General features: G+C 44.7%; 19 protein-coding genes. All 19 read left to right on the top strand.

Features of this window, described 5'->3' with window-relative positions:
- Positions 1-11 precede the first annotated feature (11 nt).
- The 19 genes from csrD to SPUTW3181_RS18655 all read left to right on the top strand — a co-directional run bounded on the left by csrD (position 12) and on the right by SPUTW3181_RS18655 (position 20,003).
- Entirely contained in the window at positions 12-1,916 is a 1,905-nt protein-coding gene (gene csrD / locus SPUTW3181_RS18745; RefSeq protein ID WP_011790857.1) for an RNase E specificity factor CsrD, read from the top strand.
- Positions 1,917-2,141: 225 nt separating this feature from the next.
- Positions 2,142-3,020 carry a hypothetical protein gene (locus SPUTW3181_RS18740; protein ID WP_011790856.1) on the top strand — a complete coding sequence of 293 codons (879 nt, stop codon included), beginning with the start codon at positions 2,142-2,144 and terminating at the stop codon, positions 3,018-3,020.
- Positions 3,017-3,619, top strand: a complete 603-nt coding sequence (locus SPUTW3181_RS18735; protein WP_011790855.1) for a PilN domain-containing protein — start codon at positions 3,017-3,019, stop codon at positions 3,617-3,619. Before SPUTW3181_RS18740 ends, SPUTW3181_RS18735 begins: the two co-directional genes overlap by 4 nt.
- Positions 3,616-4,266, top strand: a complete 651-nt coding sequence (locus SPUTW3181_RS18730) for a hypothetical protein (RefSeq protein ID WP_011790854.1) — start codon at positions 3,616-3,618, stop codon at positions 4,264-4,266. Before SPUTW3181_RS18735 ends, SPUTW3181_RS18730 begins: the two co-directional genes overlap by 4 nt.
- Complete coding sequence (locus tag SPUTW3181_RS18725) at positions 4,253-4,570, top strand: hypothetical protein (protein WP_011790853.1); 318 nt, start codon at positions 4,253-4,255, stop codon at positions 4,568-4,570. The genes SPUTW3181_RS18730 and SPUTW3181_RS18725 overlap by 14 nt, the downstream gene beginning before the upstream one ends.
- A gap of 14 nt (positions 4,571-4,584) precedes the next feature.
- The gene (mshL, locus tag SPUTW3181_RS18720; protein ID WP_011790852.1) at positions 4,585-6,261 is read left to right on the top strand and encodes a pilus (MSHA type) biogenesis protein MshL; all 1,677 of its coding nucleotides are present in this window, start codon (positions 4,585-4,587) and stop codon (positions 6,259-6,261) included.
- Positions 6,262-6,267: 6 nt separating this feature from the next.
- Complete coding sequence (locus SPUTW3181_RS18715) at positions 6,268-7,194, top strand: ExeA family protein (protein WP_011790851.1); 927 nt, start codon at positions 6,268-6,270, stop codon at positions 7,192-7,194.
- Positions 7,191-8,381 carry a tetratricopeptide repeat protein gene (locus SPUTW3181_RS18710; RefSeq protein ID WP_011790850.1) on the top strand — a complete coding sequence of 397 codons (1,191 nt, stop codon included), beginning with the start codon at positions 7,191-7,193 and terminating at the stop codon, positions 8,379-8,381. The genes SPUTW3181_RS18715 and SPUTW3181_RS18710 overlap by 4 nt, the downstream gene beginning before the upstream one ends.
- The gene (locus SPUTW3181_RS18705; protein WP_011790849.1) at positions 8,378-10,138 is read left to right on the top strand and encodes a GspE/PulE family protein; all 1,761 of its coding nucleotides are present in this window, start codon (positions 8,378-8,380) and stop codon (positions 10,136-10,138) included. The genes SPUTW3181_RS18710 and SPUTW3181_RS18705 overlap by 4 nt, the downstream gene beginning before the upstream one ends.
- Before the next feature lie 2 nt (positions 10,139-10,140).
- Positions 10,141-11,361 carry a type II secretion system F family protein gene (locus tag SPUTW3181_RS18700; protein WP_011790848.1) on the top strand — a complete coding sequence of 407 codons (1,221 nt, stop codon included), beginning with the start codon at positions 10,141-10,143 and terminating at the stop codon, positions 11,359-11,361.
- A 43-nt stretch (positions 11,362-11,404) separates the two neighbouring features.
- Positions 11,405-11,899: a hypothetical protein gene (locus tag SPUTW3181_RS18695; RefSeq protein WP_011790847.1), complete on the top strand. Its 495-nt coding sequence runs from the start codon at positions 11,405-11,407 to the stop codon at positions 11,897-11,899.
- 76 nt (positions 11,900-11,975) lie between these two features.
- Positions 11,976-12,593 (top strand): prepilin-type N-terminal cleavage/methylation domain-containing protein, encoded by a 618-nt coding sequence (locus SPUTW3181_RS18690; protein WP_011790846.1) that lies wholly within the window; start codon positions 11,976-11,978, stop codon positions 12,591-12,593.
- 51 nt (positions 12,594-12,644) lie between these two features.
- Positions 12,645-13,154, top strand: a complete 510-nt coding sequence (locus SPUTW3181_RS18685) for a type II secretion system protein (protein ID WP_011790845.1) — start codon at positions 12,645-12,647, stop codon at positions 13,152-13,154.
- Positions 13,155-13,167: 13 nt separating this feature from the next.
- Positions 13,168-13,677 carry a type II secretion system protein gene (locus SPUTW3181_RS18680; RefSeq protein WP_011790844.1) on the top strand — a complete coding sequence of 170 codons (510 nt, stop codon included), beginning with the start codon at positions 13,168-13,170 and terminating at the stop codon, positions 13,675-13,677.
- Positions 13,678-13,884: 207 nt separating this feature from the next.
- Positions 13,885-14,373: a type II secretion system protein gene (locus tag SPUTW3181_RS18675; protein WP_011790843.1), complete on the top strand. Its 489-nt coding sequence runs from the start codon at positions 13,885-13,887 to the stop codon at positions 14,371-14,373.
- On the top strand, positions 14,363-14,911 hold the full coding sequence (locus SPUTW3181_RS18670) for a type II secretion system protein (protein WP_011790842.1): 549 nt from the start codon (positions 14,363-14,365) through the stop codon (positions 14,909-14,911). Before SPUTW3181_RS18675 ends, SPUTW3181_RS18670 begins: the two co-directional genes overlap by 11 nt.
- Positions 14,911-15,756, top strand: a complete 846-nt coding sequence (locus SPUTW3181_RS18665; protein ID WP_011790841.1) for a PilW family protein — start codon at positions 14,911-14,913, stop codon at positions 15,754-15,756. The genes SPUTW3181_RS18670 and SPUTW3181_RS18665 overlap by 1 nt, the downstream gene beginning before the upstream one ends.
- Positions 15,746-16,234 carry a hypothetical protein gene (locus SPUTW3181_RS18660; RefSeq protein ID WP_041408254.1) on the top strand — a complete coding sequence of 163 codons (489 nt, stop codon included), beginning with the start codon at positions 15,746-15,748 and terminating at the stop codon, positions 16,232-16,234. Before SPUTW3181_RS18665 ends, SPUTW3181_RS18660 begins: the two co-directional genes overlap by 11 nt.
- Positions 16,227-20,003, top strand: coding sequence for a DUF6701 domain-containing protein (locus tag SPUTW3181_RS18655; RefSeq protein ID WP_011790839.1), 3,777 nt, complete (start codon positions 16,227-16,229; stop codon positions 20,001-20,003). The genes SPUTW3181_RS18660 and SPUTW3181_RS18655 overlap by 8 nt, the downstream gene beginning before the upstream one ends.
- The last annotated feature ends 22 nt before the right edge of the window (positions 20,004-20,025 follow it).

Genomic DNA, 20,025 nt, shown 5'->3' with positions numbered 1-20,025 from the left:
ATAGCGGATCGATGAAATTCACTCGAATGTTAACTACAAAATTGACCAGTTTTTGGTTGATGTCTTTAGCTGCCATTGCTTTTGTATTTTTACTCTGTGCCATGATGAGTTTTGTGCAACTGACCTATAAATTTCAGCAGCAAAAAGTGACTGAACTCGAATCTATGTTGGTTAACCATTATCACGCCCAATCTGGTTGGGAATTGGACTCTTGGTTGCCACCACTGTTGTTAGCGTACAATACCGTTGAGTTTAAGTTGACCTTGAAAACGGAAGTACTATTCGCTTATCAAGGTAATGTGTTAACGCAAAATGCCATGGTATATAACCATCTGCTCGATCCCAATTCCGATCTACGAATGTCACTCATTTTGCCGCAGCCTTTTGAGCAATATCATGTTGGTTGGTACGAGTTTTTAATCCTCGCGGTAGGGATTTTTGCCATTGTTGTTTTAGTGCGTTTTGGTTATTTATGGTTTTCACAGCAGCTCGATGGGATTGAAGAATTAGCATTACGGAGCCGTTTAATCTTACAAGGAAAGCATGAGCAAGCACTGGCGAGCCCAGGTAAAGGTAAACCTCGGTTAATTAATCGTGCACTGACAAAATTACTTGAAGAGTTGCAGGATGCGCAAAAAGAGCGTGGACGTTTTGATAAATTTATCCGCTCAAATACCTTTTTAGATGCTGAGACTCGTATTGGTAATCGACTTTTCTTAAATAATCGTCTCGATGCTTTAAGTCACAATCAAGGTATGGTTGCCCATGGGGTTATTTACTTATTAGAGATGGATGATCTCGATTTATTACAGCAAGCGAAAGGTGAGTCTGTAGCCAAAGAGCTTTTAAATTCAACTGTCAATGGGATTAATCAGATCCTGCAAACGCTACCAAACAGTATTTTTGCCCGTCGTTCCCATAATCAATTTGCCATTGTTGTACCCCAAGTCTCTTTGATTGAAGCCGATCAACTTGCCAGTAAACTGTTAAAAGTGTGTTTAAGCCAGCCGTTAACGGATGTGGATAATCGAGACAATTTTTTCCACTTAGGATGTGCTTATTTTACCGCAGGCGACAACGCAACGCAGTTGATCGATGAGGCTGATATGGCCTTACGCGCCGCTCAATTACAGGGTAACAGTAATTGGTTTATGTACGATAAGGGGGCAATTGATGAGGAGTTTGCTAAGGGCTCTGTGCGTTGGCGCAGTTTTTTAGAGAATACCTTAGTTCAGCGGCGCTTTTTTCCTTTTAGCCAACCCGTGATTGATTCAGATGCGAATGAACACCATAAGGAAATTTTCACCCGTGCAAGGGATAATCAAGGCGCGTTAATTCGTGCCACGCTTTTTATTCCTATGGCCAATAAGTGTGGATTAATGCCGCAAATCGAGCGGCAAATGATTGAGCGGGTTTTAGCGTTGCTTGCCGATGAGCGACATAGTAAACAGATTTATAGTGTGAACTTAAGCCTCGACTCCCTAACGAGCCGTGCCTTTAGCCAGTGGTTAAAAACGACTTTGTTGGAATATCGCCATTTAACTCCAAGGCTGATATTTGAGGTCTCTGAGGATGTCGTTATTCAGCATCAAGCCAAGTTACAGCCTAAGTTGGATATGATCCGCAAAATGGGGGCAAGGCTCTGTGTTGATCACGTAGGTCAGCAAGTGGTCGGCACTTATTATATTCGCGAATGTCATTTTGACATGATTAAACTCCATCGCTCTATTGTTCGGCATATTCACTTACGCCCTGAAAATCAGCTATTTATTCGAAGTTTGATCGGTGGTTTATATCGTACCGAAGTGCAAGTCTGCGCCGAAGGGGTGGAGGTGTTTGAAGAATGGCAAACACTACAAATTCTTGGTGTCGGTATGGGACAAGGTATGTTTTTCAGTGATCCTGTGGAGGCGTAATAAATATTTGCTCCTGTGATCATTATGGAAGATTGGGCGCATAACGGACGTATTTTCCTATAAAATTCACTGATTAGCGGCTAGACTAGCCGGTGCCAAAATTATGACGGTGAATATGACAGGTTTCACGTTTTCTATTTCACCTTACACTGTATTGTTGTTGGCGTAATATTTTTTGCAAAATCATTGCTCTAGCTTTTAAATTCATTAGGTTATAAGCATTTTATGGATAAAAGACGTATTGGTCGATTAGCCTTCTGGCAAAATAAAGCGATTACGACAGATCTTGGCGTCTATGTTTGTGCCGATAAGCTATGGGTCTATGCCCCTGCAACAGAGCGCTATGCAGAGCAGTGGGTCACATTCGAATTGCAACATGAGCAATGGCTAATGGCTTTTGCTGAGCTCGCCCGCGTTTTCCCCCATGCTCGATTACAACTGCTATTAGCAAGTGGCCCTTATCAGCTACTCGTGGCCGATAAACCCAATGTGGCTCCCGAGGAACTACCCCAAGCCTTGCTCTGGTCAGTTAAAGATATGGTGACCCTGCCTGTGCCACAGATCCATTTGGATTATTTTGAGTCGCCATTACCTAGCGGTAAAATCAATGTGGTGGTAGTTGAAAAAGATAAATTAATCAATATGGTGCAAGCTATACATGCGCATGGGCTTTCCATTGCAGGCATCAGTATTGAAGAGCTCGCCATGACGAATTTGTTTGTCGATGATAACCAAGCTCGTCTCGTTGTGAGCCATTATTCTGGGCACGATCTCTTGCTCACCGTAGTCAAGCAAGGCCAACTTTATATGCAGCGACGTGTGCGTGGTTTTATGCAGTTAGATAAAGCGGAAGTAGATGAGCTTAACTATGGTCTTGCTGATAACTTAAGTTTAGAAATTCAACGTTCTATGGATTATTTTGAGAGCCAGCTTAGGCAGGCTCCTGTGGCATCTATTGAGTTACTCATTGATGGCGCGGCCGACGCCTTAGCCAAATTGGTTTCAACCAATTTCAATCAAGCAGTCAATGTTATCGAGAAAAATGCTGTGGGTGCGTGCATGGCGGGACTGGCTTTTTATGAATTGTCTCGAGGTGCAGAGTGATTAAATCGAGAGTAAACCTTTATTCTGCAAAATTATTACCTCCTGAGCTGCGGTTAACCTTTGCAAAACTGATGACCTATGTGGCTGGATTAGTCCTGCTGTGCATGTTAGCCGGGGTATACGGCTATTGGCAGCTAGGTCAGTCCGAGCAAGCATTACAACAGGCTTCCCAGCAAAAGCAGCAACTCGAACAGCAAAAAGCGGCGCTTGAAGCGCAAATCGCGGCACGTAAACCGGATCCTGCATTGGTGGCACGGGTCGAGTTAGAGTCGCAGCAACTCGAACTTAAACAGTTGTTAATTAGTGAATTAGCCCTTCGTTCCGCTTTAACGAGTCGAGGCTTTGCACCAGTACTTAAGGATTTAGCACAGGTTTCCGATGCGAGTGTGTGGCTGAGCCGGATTATGATTAATGAGCAAAACGTGATGTTTGAAGGTTTTGCAGACCATCCTAAAAGTATCCCGTTATGGGTGGGTAAGCTAAAAACAACAAATACATTAAAGGGGCAGGCATTTTCTTCTATGACGATGGATCGTGGTGAGGCTAAGCCTTTGGCTTTCACATTAACCAGTGAGATCTTAGTGGAGCCGAAGCGATGAAGACGATGTTTAATCATGTCGGCCAACAGTTTGAGGTTTTAAGCCGCCGCGAACGAGTCTTGATCGGTATCGCCCTATTAGCACTTGTCAGCATTATCGGGTTTATGCCATTAGAATCGCTTTGGAAAAAACAGACGTCGATATCACAGCAACTTAAGGCTCTGGAGCAGGAAAATCAGATTTCGGTTCAGCAGATTGAGTTATATCAGCAGCGTTTAACCATGGATCCTAATCAGGATTACCAACAAAGATTGGTGTTATTACAGCAGCAAAATCAAGAGATTGATATGCAGCTTAATGAGCAGATGGTCGACATGGTGCCAGCAGATTACATGCCGGAGTTACTGGGTAATTTGCTTGGGCAAGTGCAGGGGATAAAGCTCATTAAGTTTACTTCTATTGCCCCAGTACCTTTGCTGGCGGTGGGCGATGAGAAAAAACTCAACCTTTACAGCCATGGTATTCGTATGAGCCTTGAGGGAGATTATTTTTCGGTCATGCGCTTTGTCGAGGCGGTAGAAGCCATGCCTGACAAACTCTATTGGAAGCGCCTTGATTATAAGGTGGCCGAATATCCTAAAGGGATAATTGATATCGAAGTTTATACTTTGAGCCTTAATAAGGACTTTATCAGTGTTGCTAAATAAGCCTTATCTTTTCATGACATTATTATGTGTAGCTTCGAGCGTATCGGCCGAAGCGCTGCGCGATCCCACCTTACCCGGAAAAGGTTACTCTGGTGCAGGGCAAGTCACTCAGTCTCAGGAACAAACACTGATCCTAAATAGCATCGTTAGCTCAGGAAGCACAGCCTATGCTGTGATTAATAATAAAATATTGTCTGTCGGCGACAGCATTCAAGGGGTCAAAATCGTTAGGATCACCCCTTCGTCTGTGTCACTTTCTGATGGGCGTAAATTGGCACTGTTTCAAGCAATAACCGAGAGATAGGGAATACAAATTACATGACAGCGATCAAATACTTCACGCCTCTGCTCTCACTTTGTCTTGTGGCGTGCCAATCCACAGATAGGCCACAACCTGAAGCCTCTAAGGCAGCATTGGCTGCATCAATGCAAACGGCGAATCGTGCGACGACGCCATCTCCCGCAACTATGCCAGATGCAGTGCAACGTGAACTAAATTCGGGTGCTTTATTGGCTGGACTCGCTCCGGCATTAGAAACCGAGCGACGCTTTGATGTTTCGGCAAATGATGTGGATGCGAGAGTGTTTTTTCCTAGCTTAGTGCAAGGTACGCCACTGAGCGTTGCCGTACATCCCGAGGTGGAGGGCACGATTTCTCTATCACTAAAGGGCGTTACCTTAAGTGAAGCTATTCAAGTTGTTGAAGATATTTATGGCTATGAAGTCAGTCGAGAAGGGCGAGTTTTACGGGTATTCCCTGCGGGCATGCGTACAGAAACGTTCCCCTTAAACTACCTCTATATGGAACGTGATGGTCTGTCATTGACCTCTGTTAGCTCGGGTCGGATTTCCGATAATAATTCCAACAGTAATACTAATAACAATAACAATTCGAATAACGGTAATTCCAACAATAATAGCGGCAATAACAATTCGAACAACGGCAGTAATTCAAACAATAATAGTGATAGTTCAAACGGCACTTTTATCCGTTCGCGCACTAAAACAGATTTTTGGGGTGATTTAAAAGAAACCCTAACGGCCATTATTGGTGATACGGGCAATGGGCGTCAGGTGGTTGTTACACCACAGGCAGGGTTAGTCACTATTCGAGCTTTCCCTAGCGAATTACGCCAAGTACGCAGTTTTTTAAATTCGGCGGAAACCCATTTGCAACGCCAAGTTATCCTTGAGGCAAAAATCCTAGAAGTCACACTATCGGATGATTTTCAGCAAGGGATCCAATGGGAAAACGTGTTAGGTCATGTGGGAAATACCAATATTAATTTTGGTACAACAGCGGGAACTGTGGGCAATAAAGTCACATCCACTCTGGGCGGTGTAACATCACTTAGCATTAAAGGCTCTGATTTCACAACTATGATCAATCTATTAGATACTCAGGGTGATGTGGATGTGTTGTCTAGCCCAAGAGTGACCGCATCGAACAATCAAAAAGCGGTGATTAAGGTCGGCACTGATGAGTATTTTGTCACTGATGTATCTTCAACCACAGTGGCAGGCACTACGCCTGTGACGACGCCACAGGTAGAGTTAACGCCGTTCTTCTCGGGCATTGCCTTGGACGTCACACCGCAAATCGATAAAGATGGCAATGTGTTATTGCATGTTCATCCATCGGTTATTGATGTGAAAGAGCAGACAAAAAATATCAAAGTGAGTAATGAATCGCTGGAATTACCCTTAGCACAGAGTGAGATCCGAGAATCAGATACAGTGATCCGCGCCGCGTCTGGTGATGTGGTGGTGATCGGTGGATTGATGAAAAGCGAGAACGTAGAAGTTGTCTCACAGGTGCCGTTATTGGGTGATATTCCATTATTAGGCGAGCTGTTTAAAAACCGCAGCAAGCAAAAGAAGAAAACCGAGCTGATTATTCTGTTAAAACCCACCGTTGTTGGCGGTGATACATGGAAGAATGAGTTAGAGCGTTCAAAAACCTTATTAGATCGCTGGTATCCGGAGACTAAGTAAGCTTCTATGTATTTGAAGCATTTTGGCCTAAGCCAAACCCCATTTTCACTCACCCCGAATACCGGATTTTTTTTCGGGTTATCGCCACATGTGGAAGCCTTGCAAGTGCTCCAAACGGCCTTGCAAACAGGTGAGGGGTTTATCAAGGTGACAGGTGAGGTCGGTACAGGTAAAACATTACTTTGCCGTAAGTTAATTAATGACCTACCGAGTGGATTTCATTGTGCTTATTTGCCTAATCCCTATTTAACACCAGCGGAATTACGTTGGGCGGTAGCAAATGAATTGGGGCTTCATTACGGGAAAGATATCGATCAGCAGCAGCTTACAGGCTTGATTCAGCAGCAACTGCTCGAGTTAAGCAGTCATGGGCAGGCGATAGTTTTAGTGTTAGACGAGGCGCAGGCATTACCGGACGATAGCTTAGAAGCGCTGCGTTTATTCACTAACCTTGAGACCGAGAGTCGCAAATTACTCCAAGTCGTGTTATTTGGGCAGCCAGAGCTTGATGAAAGATTAAAACGTCAAGAATTTAGACAGTTAAGGCAGCGCATCACTTTTAGCTACAATTTACGCCCGCTCACATGGGATGAAACCGATGCCTATATTCGCTATCGATTAGCCATTGCGGGTCGCCAAGGTGAAGCCTTATTTACACCTAAACTAACGCGTAAGATTGCCAATGCCTCCCGAGGGATCCCCAGATTGATTAATATTCTCGCCCACAAGGCGCTATTGCTAAGTTTTGGTGAAGGCGTTACACGGGTGAAGGCATCCCATGTGCGTGATGCTATTTTAGATACTGAAGATGCCAGTAAAAATTCGTTCTGGTCTCGAAGCATGGCGCTCGTTCTAGCGCTATTAACGGTCTTCATTTTTGCGATAGCAGCATCAGGTATCGATTTCCTGCAGATTTGGGGGAATAGAGCATGAGTGTTATCAACAAAATGCTAAAAGATCTTGATCAGCGCCAACAGGGACATCAACTTTCAAATATTGCCCAGCATCAAGTGCAATATTTAGGTCGCAAGCATAGCGTTAACATCTGGGTTTCAATCAGCCTAATGTCATTGCTTATTGGCGGTGTTGGTGTTTATGGCTATCAATTAATCAGTCAAATGCCTGTCGAGCCAGCACCTAAGTTCGCCGCCGCGAGTGAGACTGAAGTGGCAATAATACCAACAGTGCCAGAAATAAACGCTGAAGCAGAGACAATCACTTCAGAGGCCGTGAATGTAACCGAGCCTTTAGCCCTTAGCAAAAAGACAGTGGTCAAAGCATCTAATGGTTTGGTTAATATAGAAATGCCCCTCGATGAGGGATCGCATCCAGTCGCCAAGCAGAATGCCCAAATAGAAGCCACGGTGACCGCTAATGCCCAATCTGAACCACAGACAATAGTCACAGAAGAGGATGAAATTGTTGAAGCGATTCAGGCCAGTGCGCCCGAACGTGAGTTCGTTAAGCCATCCGTAGATACCCCCACAATTGAGCCTGTTAAACCCGCGGGTAAAATGGCGGTGACAGAAGTTAAGCTTACGCCAAGCCAGCTCGCGCAAAAGCAGCTTACTCTTGCAACTGATGCCGAAAAACAGGGAAAACTCGATAAGGCTCTCGAATATTATGAAAAGGCTCTCGGCTTTGACCCAAGCTTACATAATGTGCGTCAGCAGCTTGCGGCATTGCACTATGGCCAAGGACGGCTCAATAACGCCGAACAAGTGTTGCAGCAAGCCGTACTGTTATACCCTCAAGAATTTGAGTTTTACCTGTTATTAGCACGAGTTCAGCAGGAGCTTGGCGAAGTAGATTTAGCATTAGCTAGCCTAGCGCAAATCCCCGACAGCCATGTTTTAGCACGGCAAAAATGGTTAGCGCAAACCGATTTAGCCCAAAAACAAGGGCAATTTACTTTAGCTGAACAGGCTTATCGGCAGCTATTGCAACAGGAGCCGCAACAAGGAAAATGGTGGATGGGCTTAGGGTATGCTTTAGATTCTCAGCAGCAATTTGCCAAGGCGAGTCAAGCCTATCGCACCGCATTAAGCCATTCAGGGCTCTCGGCGCAGGCAACGACTTTTATTGAACAACGATTAAGCCAACTAGGAGATAGCCAATGAAACCCAGATTAAAGATGCGTTTGGGCGATCTGTTAGTGCAAGAATCGATTATTACCGAAGAACAGCTACAGCAAGCGTTAACTGAGCAACGTAAAACAGGCCATAAACTGGGTCGAACCTTGATTGATTTACGCTCCATTAGCGAACATCAATTGCTGCAATTTCTCTCCCAACAATTGAATTTGCCCTTACTCGATATCAGTAAGCGCCCCATTTCAGCAGAAGTAGTACAGCTTATCCCTGAAGTACAAGCGCGGCGTTTTCGGGCACTTGCAGTTGAAGATAGGGGAGACAGTGTACTGGTTGCCATGAGCGATCCCGCGGATTTACAGGCGCTCGATCACTTAGAGGTTCTCGTTGCCCCTAAACGCTTAACCTTAGCGGTCGCGCCCGAGCAACAACTGCTAGAGGCCTTTGATAATCTTTATCGTCGTACCGATCAAATCGCGCAGATTGCCGGCAAGCTCGAAGAAGAATACGCCGCTGATAAGATGTTTGATTTGGCGAGTTTAACCTCGGGTGATAGCGATAATGAAACGACCGTGGTCAAGTTACTGCAATCGATTTTCGAAGACGCGGTACAAATGCGCGCCTCGGATATTCATATCGAACCCGGTGATAAAGCACTGCGTATTCGTCAGCGTATCGATGGTCAACTGCATGAAACGATTCTGAATGAAGTAAATATTGCAGCCGCCTTAGTGCTGCGGCTGAAGTTAATGGCAGGGCTTGATATTTCGGAAAAACGTCTGCCACAGGATGGGCGTTTCCATATCGAAATCAAAGGCCATCATATTGATGTGCGTATGTCGACCATGCCGATTTACCACGGCGAATCTGTGGTAATGCGTTTGCTCGACCAATCCGCAGGTTTGCTTACACTTAATGAAACCGGGATGCCGCCGCATATTTTGGCGCGAATTCGTAAACAGATTAAACGTCCCCATGGCATGTTATTGGTAACAGGCCCCACGGGTAGCGGTAAAACAACGACCCTGTATGGCATATTAAGTGAGCTTAATACCGCGGACCGTAAAATTATTACGGTGGAAGACCCAGTCGAGTATCAATTGCCGCGGATAAACCAAGTACAAGTGAACCACAAGATTGGGCTCGATTTTTCAAACGTACTGCGTACCACATTACGTCAAGACCCCGATATCATCATGGTCGGTGAGATGCGCGATCAAGAAACGGTAGAAATTGGACTACGCGGTGCCTTAACTGGTCACTTTGTGTTATCGACGCTACATACCAATGATGCGGTCACCAGTGCATTGCGTTTACTCGATATGGGCGCGGCGAGCTATTTGGTGGCAAGCGCGCTCAGGGTGATTATTGCTCAGCGTTTAGTTCGCCGCGTTTGCCATAATTGTGGGGTTGACTATCAACCTACACTACAGGAAAAAGCCTGGTTGAGCAGTGTAAGCCGTAAAGATTTTTCAGCGGCGAATTTTAGAATTGGTACGGGTTGCCAGAGTTGTAATGGCAGTGGTTACCGTGGTCGGATCGGTATCTTTGAAATCCTTGAACTGGATGAGAAGATGATCGATGCCATGCGTACGGGTAATCCACAGGATTTTGCCCGCGCAGCATTACAAAGCCCCAATTTTACGCCACTGGCCGAGTCAGCCTTGCAATATTTAATTGAAGGCATGACGACCATTGAAGAGGTGGCTAAGCTGGTGGAAGATGTGAGTGAGTCGCAGATCCCTTTATCTAAGGATCTGATAAGCCAACAAGGCGTTGAGGCGTAATTATGCCGGTTTATCAATACCGTGGTCGCAGTGGTCAAGGTCAAGCCGTTACGGGGCAGCTCGATGCTGCCTCGGAAAGTGCTGCGGCGGATATGCTCTTAGCCCGCGGGATTATTCCCCTTGAAGTGAAAGTGGCTAAAGTCGTTAAATCCTTTTCTGTGACTCAGTTATTTGGCGGCAAAGTCGGTTTAGACGAGTTACAAATTTTCACTCGCCAAATGTACTCTTTGACTCGTTCAGGCATTCCTATTTTACGGGCGATTGCAGGATTATCTGAAACCGCCCATTCTCAGCGGATGAAAGATGCCCTCAATGATATTTCTGAGCAACTTACCGCTGGGCGCCCCTTGTCCTCTGCGATGAATCAACACCCTGAGGTGTTTGATTCTTTGTTTGTTTCTATGGTGCATGTGGGTGAAAACACCGGTAAGTTAGAGGATGCATTTATCCAGCTTTCAGGCTATATCGAGCGTGAACAAGAGACGCGACGTCGAATAAAAGCGGCTATGCGTTACCCCATATTTGTATTAATCGCCATCACCATTGCCATGGTGATCTTGAATATTATGGTGATCCCCAAATTTGCTGAAATGTTTAGTCGCTTTGGGGCCGATTTACCTTGGGCGACCAAAGTGTTAATTGGTACATCAAACCTTTTTGTTAATTATTGGCCCTTAATGCTAGTGGCACTTATCGGAGCCATTGTTGGGATACGTTATTGGCATCATACGGAAAAAGGTGAAAAGCAGTGGGATAAGTGGAAGCTGCATATTCCAGCCGTTGGCTCTATTATTGAGCGTTCAACCCTTTCACGTTATTGCCGCAGTTTTTCGATGATGCTCAGCGCGGGAGTCCCTATGACTCAAGCATTAAGTCTGGTGGCTGATGCGGTGGATAATGCTTATATGCACGATAGGATTGTGGGTATGCGCCGAGGGATTGAATCCGGTGACTCAGTGCTTAGGGTATCGAATCAGAGCCAGTTATTTACGCCCTTAGTACTACAAATGGTCGCAGTGGGTGAAGAAACAGGGCAAATCGATCAGTTATTGAATGATGCTGCCGATTTTTATGAGGGTGAAGTGGATTACGATCTTAAAAATCTCACGGCAAAATTAGAGCCTATTCTTATTGGCATAGTGGCCGTTATCGTATTAGTGCTTGCGCTCGGTATCTATCTCCCTATGTGGGATATGCTCAATGTGGTTAAGGGGGGGAATTAACAGCATGCGCTGCACACCCGCTTATTGCAAAGGATGCGACTAGATGCGAAGTCAGCAGAAGGCTGAAAGCAATCTATTGAACCTCTATGGTCGGATGATCGCGTTAATTGTGGTGTTAACTATGATGGCTATTATCGGTATCAAATATTTTTCAACGATGCCGCAGTTGGCCGCTAGAGGGCTTGAATTAGAGCATACGCGTTTTTTAAATATAGTGGCTATGGTGCGCTCCCAATGGTTATCCCTTGGTAAACCGTTACAGATGAATTTAGACTGGGAAATATTTGATAATCAAAATCAGCAGCTTAAGCCTAGCGTGGTTAAGATGAATCCCCTTGGTTGGCCACAACCTCAGCAACGGAATAACCAAGGTTGCCAAGCGTTATGGCAACAGTTAATGGGAACAGAATTAAAAAAAAGCACTCTAATCGGCGCGTATCTTCCTCGGGATAATAGCTGCCATTATCGCTCGCAAAATGGCGATAGCATTGGCTACCAACTGGATTCTGGCAGGGTCATTTTTTTGACGAATCCTTAAAATATTGTTAAGCAGTAGGCTTTTTAAAATGAATTTAACTGTTAGAATGACATGTCTTAAGTATGAGGGTAAGTAAATGAAGACTAAGCAAAATGGTTTTTCATTGATTGAACTCGTTATCGTTATTGTGATTTTAGGCTTATTAGCGGCAACGGCGATCCCACGGTTTTTAAATGTAACCGACGACGCACAGGATGCGAGTGTCGATGGGGTTGCGGGTGGTTTATCCACTGCGGTGAGCTTTGTGCGTTCACAGTGGGAAGTGGATGGACGTCGCAACAATAATGTGCTCCTCGATGGTACCTCGGTTAACCTCGATACTCGTTTTGGTTACCCTACTGGAACCTCAGTCACGGATGCGACCGCAATGACGGATGCCAGTTGCCAAGAAGTCTTTAATACCGTATTGCAGAGTGCTCCACGCAATGTGCTTTACACTCAAGATACCCGTAATCAACGCTATACCGTCAGAGTGATCGATGGTGCGGGCGGCAGTGCGACCTCAATTGCAGGCGCAACGGTAACTGGCTTAGATTTATGTGTTTATCACCAAGTGGCTTCACTGGTGGTCAACCAAACAACGGGGGTCGCGACGCCTACACCCGATTTATCCACGACAGGTGCTAAGGGCGTGGTCTATAACCCAGGTACAGGCAGAGTATTAAGCTTTACCCAAACCCCATTTACGCCTTAATTACACTGGCGTGGAATTAGATATTTAGAATTGTTATTACATAGGTAGTTAATGATGAAAAGACAACAAGGTTTTACCTTAATTGAGTTAGTGGTAGTTATTATTATTTTAGGTATTCTTGCTGTCACAGCGGCACCTAAGTTTATTAATCTTCAGTCTGATGCATACGCATCCACTTTGAATGGCGTCAAAGCCTCTTTGCAAGGTGCTAATTCGCTTGTTTATTCTAAGGCGGCTATTCAGGGTGTGGAGAGTAAGGATGTATCTAGCATTATTATCGATGATAAAGGTAATTCTGATGCAGATGACGATGTTAAAGTTAACGGTGTTTATGGATATCTGAAGCAAGCAGCAGATGATATGGTGTTAGTACTTGATTTAGATACTACTAACGAGTGGACTATTGTTGAAGCACCTACGGTTACAACGACGCTTACAACGCCTGCAATAATTCATCCTAAAAAGTTGACGCCTTCAAATACGGCAAAATGCTGGGTTGAATACAAACAGGCTGATTCTAGTAACCCTCCTAAATATCATGTTGAGTCATCTGGTTGTTAATTAAGGGTTTTAAATGAAAAAACAAATTGGTTTTACATTAATTGAATTAGTGGTTGTGATTATTATTTTAGGCATTTTAGCTGTTACCGCCGCGCCTAAATTTATCAATCTACAATCGGATGCAAGAGCTTCAACTGTGAAAGGATTAGAAGCTGCAATTAAAGGTGCGGATACTCTAATTAACTCAAAATCGTTAATTGCGGGTAATAATACAGTTGCTTCTACTGTAACGCCTGCTCCAAATGTCACTGTTGAAACAGGTAAAACAGTTTTGATTAACTATGGCCATGCAACGCCAGTATGGACAGGTTCTCTTGCGAATGCATTAGACATTAATGCAGCCGATAGTGGAACATCAAGTGAGTGGCTTTATGTTTTAGCTACTGGCAGCATTTATTTCTATCCACAAGGACAAGTCAGTCCAACAGCCGCAACAAATCCAGGTGCTTGCTACGTCCAATACACGAATTCTTTGACAACATATGGCCCAATTACAGTTACTAGTGTTGTAACTGGTTGTTAATTTGAATTACTAGAAAAGGCCTGCCTAGCAGGCCTTTTTTTTAGATAAAATACATGTGTTAAATCGGTTGCAATAAAATGAATTTACTTAGAATTTGCATCCGAATTTATAGCAATTTATTTGCTTTAATCAAATGGTTGGCAGAAACTGAACCTAGAACCTAGAACCTAGAACCTAGAACCTAGAACCTAGAACCTGAAATGGACAATGGCTAAATTTTCAATGGCAAAACAGACTGGATTTACCTTAGTTGAGTTAGTCACAACGGTCATCTTGATTGGGATCCTTTCTGTGACCGTACTGCCGCGTCTGTTTACACAGTCATCCTATAGTGCTTTTAGCTTGCGTAATGAATTTATGGCAGAGCTGCGTCAAGTGCAACAAAGAGCATTAAACAATACCGATAGATGTTATCGGATCGCTGTTTCCAGTGTGGGTTATCAAGTGAGTCAATTTGCGACCCGTGATAATACAGGTTGCACGGGCGCGCCGCTTTCTCCAGAACCGCTATATACCCAAGCCTTTAAAGGTGGTGCTACGCTTACGTTATCCAGTAGCAATGCTAGTAGTTTTAATATTGATTTTGATATGAATGGTAGACCCTCATTAGCTTGTAATGGTCACTGTATCAAAGTCATCGCCAACGATATTGTAAGCATCAATATCTCGAGCGAGGGATATATCTATGCCAACTAATCCTCGCTTATTCCTTCATAAAATATCGCCACACAAGGGCTTTACCTTAATTGAATTAGTGGTGGGCATGCTGGTGATTGCGATTGCTATCGTGATGCTTAGCAGTATGTTATTTCCCCAAGCGGATCGTGCAGCAAAAACCTTGCATAGGGTGCGAAGCGCCGAACTTGCCCATTCGGTGATGAATGAGATATGGGGTAAAAGATACGATCAAAATACCAATGCCAATGGCGGTGTACCTGCCTGTGGGAGTCCTTTAGGGATGAGTTGTACCCCTGCCGATAAGTTAGGTAAAGATATCGTTTCTGGAATAGTGGAAAGCCGCAATAATTTTAATGATGTGGATGATTACCACGGTTTAAATGAAACCGCGACTATGCTTAACTCCAGCCAAACTTATACCGAGGCTTATCCTAACTATCGTTTAAGTGTCACTGTTGCTTATGGGGCCGTGCCCAATACCAAGTTAGTGACGATTAATGTGACAACGCCTGATAACGAAGTGATTACTTACAATATGGTGAGGAGCAATTACTGATGGCCTCACAATATGCTGTTAATAAAAAATCCGCGCGGGGATTTACCTTAGTCGAGATGGTCACTGTTATCTTGATTCTGGGTATTCTGGTGGTTGGGGTGAGTAGCTTTATTATTTTTGGTACGCGGATTTTTGTCGAGTCGAGTTCAGTCGATCAAGTATTAAGTCAGAGCCGTTTTGCCGTCGAGCGAATGACCCGTGAACTGCGTGGCGCTTTACCTAATAGCGTGCGGGTGAATACGGATTCACTCACCTATCAATGTATTGAATTTGTACCTATCCAAGCTAGCACCTCTTATTTATCTATGCCAATAGCACCGAGCGCCGCAGCTCTCTCGGGAACGGTGATTTTAGACGATGTGACCAGTAAGATTGCGGTTAACCAATATGCTTGGATTTATCCTTTGACTGATAGCGATGTGTATAACAGTGCGAGGCAAAAACGCGCTCAGATTAACACCATGGCGCCTTCGGGTAATCGGGTAACGCTGACGTTTACTGCGCCAGTACGTTTTGCTGAAGCATCACCACGGCAGCGGATCTATTTTGGTTCAAATCCTGTGAGTTATTGTTTTGAAAAAGAGCCAAGTGCTAATCAATTGCAGGTACGACGTTACGCGGGCTATGCCTTTACTGCCACTCAATCTAAACCGGGCGATATGGGTTCAGGGGTGTTGATGGCGCAAAGTGTGGCGAATCTTCTGAGTGATAGTAATGACTTACCAATGACATTAACCCCATCAAGTTTAGTTAATCATGCCATGGTGCATTTACAACCGCGGTTTAATGTTAATGGTGAGACATTCCAATATCGACATCAAGTGCAGGTGATCAATGTTCCATAATGTATCTCGTCAATTGACAGGTCATCACTCGATAATGCGAATGTTACCCAGAACATCGCGAGTAAGGTCGCAACGACCAGCCTTACCTACGCGGCAGCGAGGGAGTGCGTTGATCATTGGGATATTTGTTATCACTGTGATGTTTTTATTAGCGTCTGCACTTATCAATATTGTGGAAGATGCGGATACTGGATTGACGCAAGAAGTGTGGGGGGCTCGTGCCTTAGCCGCGGCCAATAGCGGTGCTGATGCAGCATTAGCACAGTTATTTCCACTAAACGGTAGTGTCGGTGTTTGTTTGGCAAGCAGTTCTTGGACGCCACCGAATGTAGTAGGTTTCCATGCTTGCCGTGTTGAACTCAGTTGTAAAGCATATGCCGTAGACACTGTCACCCAATATCTAATAAATAGTAAAGCGGTATGTGAGAGTGGTGAGACTCGCGTCAGCCGACAAGTTGAGGTAGAAGCCCGTGGTTAGATTTTTGATGATATTAAACTTGGCACTACGTTATCAAACTCATTATATGCGTGGCTTATTGTCTAACTTGCTGCTTATATTTTTTATTCTTACCTCATCGCCAACTTATGCCGCAATTGATTGCAATAGTGTATTTCCGGGGCCAATACAGAGTTTTAGTAGTAGCGGCGAACTCTATATGCAAAGCGGTGCGCTCATTGAAAATTATAATGTTTTAGATGTTTGCTTTAAAACGGTAAAAAATTACCATGAAATGAATGTAAGTGCTTGTGGTATAGGGAAGTGTCAGATTTCGGGGACTGCCAGTTTGGCAAGGGCTGCACCCACTTTTGTCAATAGCTCTACTTCTGCAACCAATATTGTAGCCAATTGGACAACGCCCTCTGTAGAGCTTGGAACGACAGCGGGTTATGGTCAACGATTTAATAGTAGTCGTTGGGATATAGGCACATTAACGATTAATACAGGCGGTAATGTCACCGTATCTGATGCTTATTCAACATATGTCATAAAAGATCTGACTTTTTTTAACTCAAGTATTATGACGTTAAAAGCAGGTAAAACTTATATTATTGATGGTGATCTTAACCTTAATTCAGGTACGTTAAATATAGTGGGTACAGGCGATACCAAACTGTATATTAAAGGTAATTTTACCATTGCACTCTCATCAGTTTTTAATGCGCCCACTTCTGTTGATGTATACGTAGGTAATAGGCTAGAAGTACAAAGTAATGCTCAGATTCAAGGTAGTTACTATGTCGCCGATGATGCGACGTTACTCAATAGCGCAGTATTGGTAGGTAGGCTCAGTGCTAAAAACGTAACTCTTCAGAGCAATAGTAAGGTGATTTATGATGCCGGTGCACCTGTCTTACAATGCTTTAATGATGATTTCTCCCAAAGTGCATTAAGCAGTGATTGGGTTGTTTCCCGTAGCAGTGGCAGTTTTACCCCTTCAATCGTGGGTGGCCGCATGCGTTTAACGCAAGCGAGTCAGAAACAATCAACGGCATCCACTTATCAAAGACTTTTCCCCGCCGCTGAAAACTTAGTCGAAATCCAGTTTGATCATTATGCTTACGGTGGTGCGACCAATAATGGTGCTGATGGTATTGCCGTGGTGTTATCTGATGCCGCGATTACACCGCAGCCTGGCGCCTTTGGAGGACCTTTAGGTTATGGTTTTAAGCCTGGAATTAGCGGGTTTGCGGGAGGCTGGCTTGGGGTTGGTATTGATGAGTTTGGGAACTTTTCTGGTGAAGGCGGGAGCATAAATCTTTCGGGCCAGCGGCGCCAGTCAGTTGTTGTGCGTGGTTCTGGTGCTGGCACATCTGGTTATCGTTATCTGCGTGGAACCTGTAATAACGGCACAACCAATACCAGTGGTAGCTGTTTATCTCCTACGGTTGATAAAAACAATGTAACCCCTGCACACAGATATAAAATTACCATAGATTCGCAGTCTGCGGGACAATCATTAGTCAAAGTTGAGCGTAATACAGGCTCAGGTTTTGTCACCTTAATATCCTCTTTCAATGCTGCGGCTCAGACGGGGCAAGCAATCATTCCGAAGGATTTTTTATTGTCATTAACGGGATCGACGGGGGATTACTATAATAACCATGAAATTGATAATGTTCAGATTTGCGCATTAAAGTCGAATCCAATTACCACACAGATCGATCATTTTGAATTTGATCATACGGGTCAGGGACTCACCTGTAATCCCGAGACTGTGACCATTAGAGCCTGTGCCAATACGAGTTGTAGTCAACTCTTTACCGAACCGCTAACGGCAACATTATTGCCTGAGTCTACAGCCGAGGGCGTGTGGGTTGGCGGTAACCAAGTGAGTTTTAGTGGTGGTACTGCGCAATTACAACTACGGCGCAATACTGCTGGCGTTGTGACCTTAGGTGTAAAAGGGTCCAGTCCAACAACTAGGCCCTTAAGCAAGACCTTATGCCGTATTGGTGCTGGTGCATTAAGTGAAAATAATTGTTCGCTGACCTTTGCCGATAGCGGTTTTATTTTTGATGTACCTGATAAATTAGCTAATAAACCGGTTGAGGTGTTGGTCAAAGCGGTTAAAAAGTCGGATGTCACACAGCAGTGTATTCCGAGTTTCCAGAATCAGGCTAAGAGCCTTAGTTTTTGGAGTCAGTATGTGGAGCCTAGTGCGCCAATCACACCTAAGGCTGTCACTATTAATAGCACTGCAATCAGTGCTGCGAGCGCCGTACCTACTGCATTGAGCCTGGGCTTTGATATTAATGGGCAGGCAAAAATCACGGTCAATTACCCCGATGCGGGCAAATTACAGATCAATGCCCAATATACAGGAAGCGGTACTGAGCAGGGCCTTGTGATGACTGGCTCGGATCAATTTGTCAGTGTCCCAGCAGGATTATGTGTGAAACCCGTAAATGCGACGGCACTTTGCCCAAGTGCCAATATGAGTTGCAATGTCTATCGTAAAGCGGGTCAAACCTTTGGTATGACGGTGCAGGCGGTTGCGTGGCAGGCGGACAATGATAGCGATTTTTGCAGTGGTAACCTGCCAACGCCCAACTTTAGTGATGATTCAATGATGCTGGCAAGTAAAGTGGTTGCGCCAACCATAGCCAGTGGCGCAAACAATGGTGTGTTAGGCGTAACGTCTTACAGCCATAGTGCGCAAACCAATAACCTAAACACCATTAATAATCAAACAATCAGTGAGGTTGGCGTATTTCAAATTTCAGCTACGGCCAGTGCTAATTACCTCGGCACTTCGACTAGTTTAAATATCCCTACCGCCTATTCTGCCAATATTGGCCGCTTTGTGCCCGACAGGTTTTTGATTGGGGATATTTCGGTCTTATCTGCCTGTGGTGGCTTTAGCTATATGGATCAACCCTTTCCTATGTCGATGAGCCTTACAGCCTTGAATATCGGCGGCGATAGGACATACAACTATTTCCCGCCATTCTCCCTCGCGACCGCGAAGTTGGTGGGCGAAAACAATAACAATGGTATCGATTTGCAGAGTCGTTTGAGTGCTTTACCAGTTAATGCGGCAAGTTGGGTTCAAGGTGTGGCGACGATTGATGGCGCTTACCGGGCTAATTTGAGCAGAGTAACCCCAAATGTGGCGACGAATCTGTATCAAGACGGGCCCTTCGAACTGCTCGATATTGGTGTGCAATTGATGGATAACGACCCAAGACCAAATGGTTTATACAGTTATGTAGCCTCACCCGATATGGATGCGGCATCCACAGGTGCCTGCATCAATTGCAATGCAAAAAAAATCACCACGCAGATCCTACGCCATGGCCGAGTAGTGATGGATAACACCTATGGTCCAGAGACTGAAGTCCTCAAAATGCCGACCAGAGCCGAGTATTGGAATGGCACTAATTGGGTGTTAAATGGGGATGATAGCTGCACTATCGCCACTTATGGCTTAGGTTCGCAGGTTGATAATGCTGATCTTGGCTATCACTTTGACCCAAATTTAGCCACAGGACAAAGTGTTGTGCGCTCCGGTGGCACATCAACATTCCAATCTGGCCAATTTGAGTTGCTGTGGCGAGCCGTGGCGACAAGTGGCCCGCTTTACCGAGGACAAGTGACCGCGCCTTTAGATGTACCCGCTTGGCTAGAATGGTATTGGAATTGGAACGGGGTTTCACCTACTAGCTTATCCGAACCCCGCGCCAGTGCATTTTTTGGTCGTTACCGTGGGCATGACAGGATCATCTACTGGCGAGAGGTTAATTAATTAGTTTTAGTAATCTATCCCG

The organism is Shewanella sp. W3-18-1, assembly GCF_000015185.1.
Lineage (GTDB): Bacteria > Pseudomonadota > Gammaproteobacteria > Enterobacterales > Shewanellaceae > Shewanella > Shewanella putrefaciens.
The sequence above is the reverse complement of the archived record's forward strand: the minus strand, read 5'-3'. Positions and strand labels throughout refer to the sequence as shown.

Coding starts and splice junctions, on each gene's coding strand:
- csrD (WP_011790857.1), top strand. CDS start 12: ATGAAATTCACTCGAATGTTAACTACAAAATTGACCAGTTTTTGGTTG.
- SPUTW3181_RS18740 (WP_011790856.1), top strand. CDS start 2,142: ATGGATAAAAGACGTATTGGTCGATTAGCCTTCTGGCAAAATAAAGCG.
- SPUTW3181_RS18730 (WP_011790854.1), top strand. CDS start 3,616: ATGAAGACGATGTTTAATCATGTCGGCCAACAGTTTGAGGTTTTAAGC.
- mshL (WP_011790852.1), top strand. CDS start 4,585: ATGACAGCGATCAAATACTTCACGCCTCTGCTCTCACTTTGTCTTGTG.
- SPUTW3181_RS18715 (WP_011790851.1), top strand. CDS start 6,268: ATGTATTTGAAGCATTTTGGCCTAAGCCAAACCCCATTTTCACTCACC.
- SPUTW3181_RS18710 (WP_011790850.1), top strand. CDS start 7,191: ATGAGTGTTATCAACAAAATGCTAAAAGATCTTGATCAGCGCCAACAG.
- SPUTW3181_RS18705 (WP_011790849.1), top strand. CDS start 8,378: ATGAAACCCAGATTAAAGATGCGTTTGGGCGATCTGTTAGTGCAAGAA.
- SPUTW3181_RS18700 (WP_011790848.1), top strand. CDS start 10,141: ATGCCGGTTTATCAATACCGTGGTCGCAGTGGTCAAGGTCAAGCCGTT.
- SPUTW3181_RS18695 (WP_011790847.1), top strand. CDS start 11,405: ATGCGAAGTCAGCAGAAGGCTGAAAGCAATCTATTGAACCTCTATGGT.
- SPUTW3181_RS18690 (WP_011790846.1), top strand. CDS start 11,976: ATGAAGACTAAGCAAAATGGTTTTTCATTGATTGAACTCGTTATCGTT.
- SPUTW3181_RS18685 (WP_011790845.1), top strand. CDS start 12,645: ATGATGAAAAGACAACAAGGTTTTACCTTAATTGAGTTAGTGGTAGTT.
- SPUTW3181_RS18680 (WP_011790844.1), top strand. CDS start 13,168: ATGAAAAAACAAATTGGTTTTACATTAATTGAATTAGTGGTTGTGATT.
- SPUTW3181_RS18675 (WP_011790843.1), top strand. CDS start 13,885: ATGGCTAAATTTTCAATGGCAAAACAGACTGGATTTACCTTAGTTGAG.
- SPUTW3181_RS18670 (WP_011790842.1), top strand. CDS start 14,363: ATGCCAACTAATCCTCGCTTATTCCTTCATAAAATATCGCCACACAAG.
- SPUTW3181_RS18665 (WP_011790841.1), top strand. CDS start 14,911: ATGGCCTCACAATATGCTGTTAATAAAAAATCCGCGCGGGGATTTACC.
- SPUTW3181_RS18660 (WP_041408254.1), top strand. CDS start 15,746: ATGTTCCATAATGTATCTCGTCAATTGACAGGTCATCACTCGATAATG.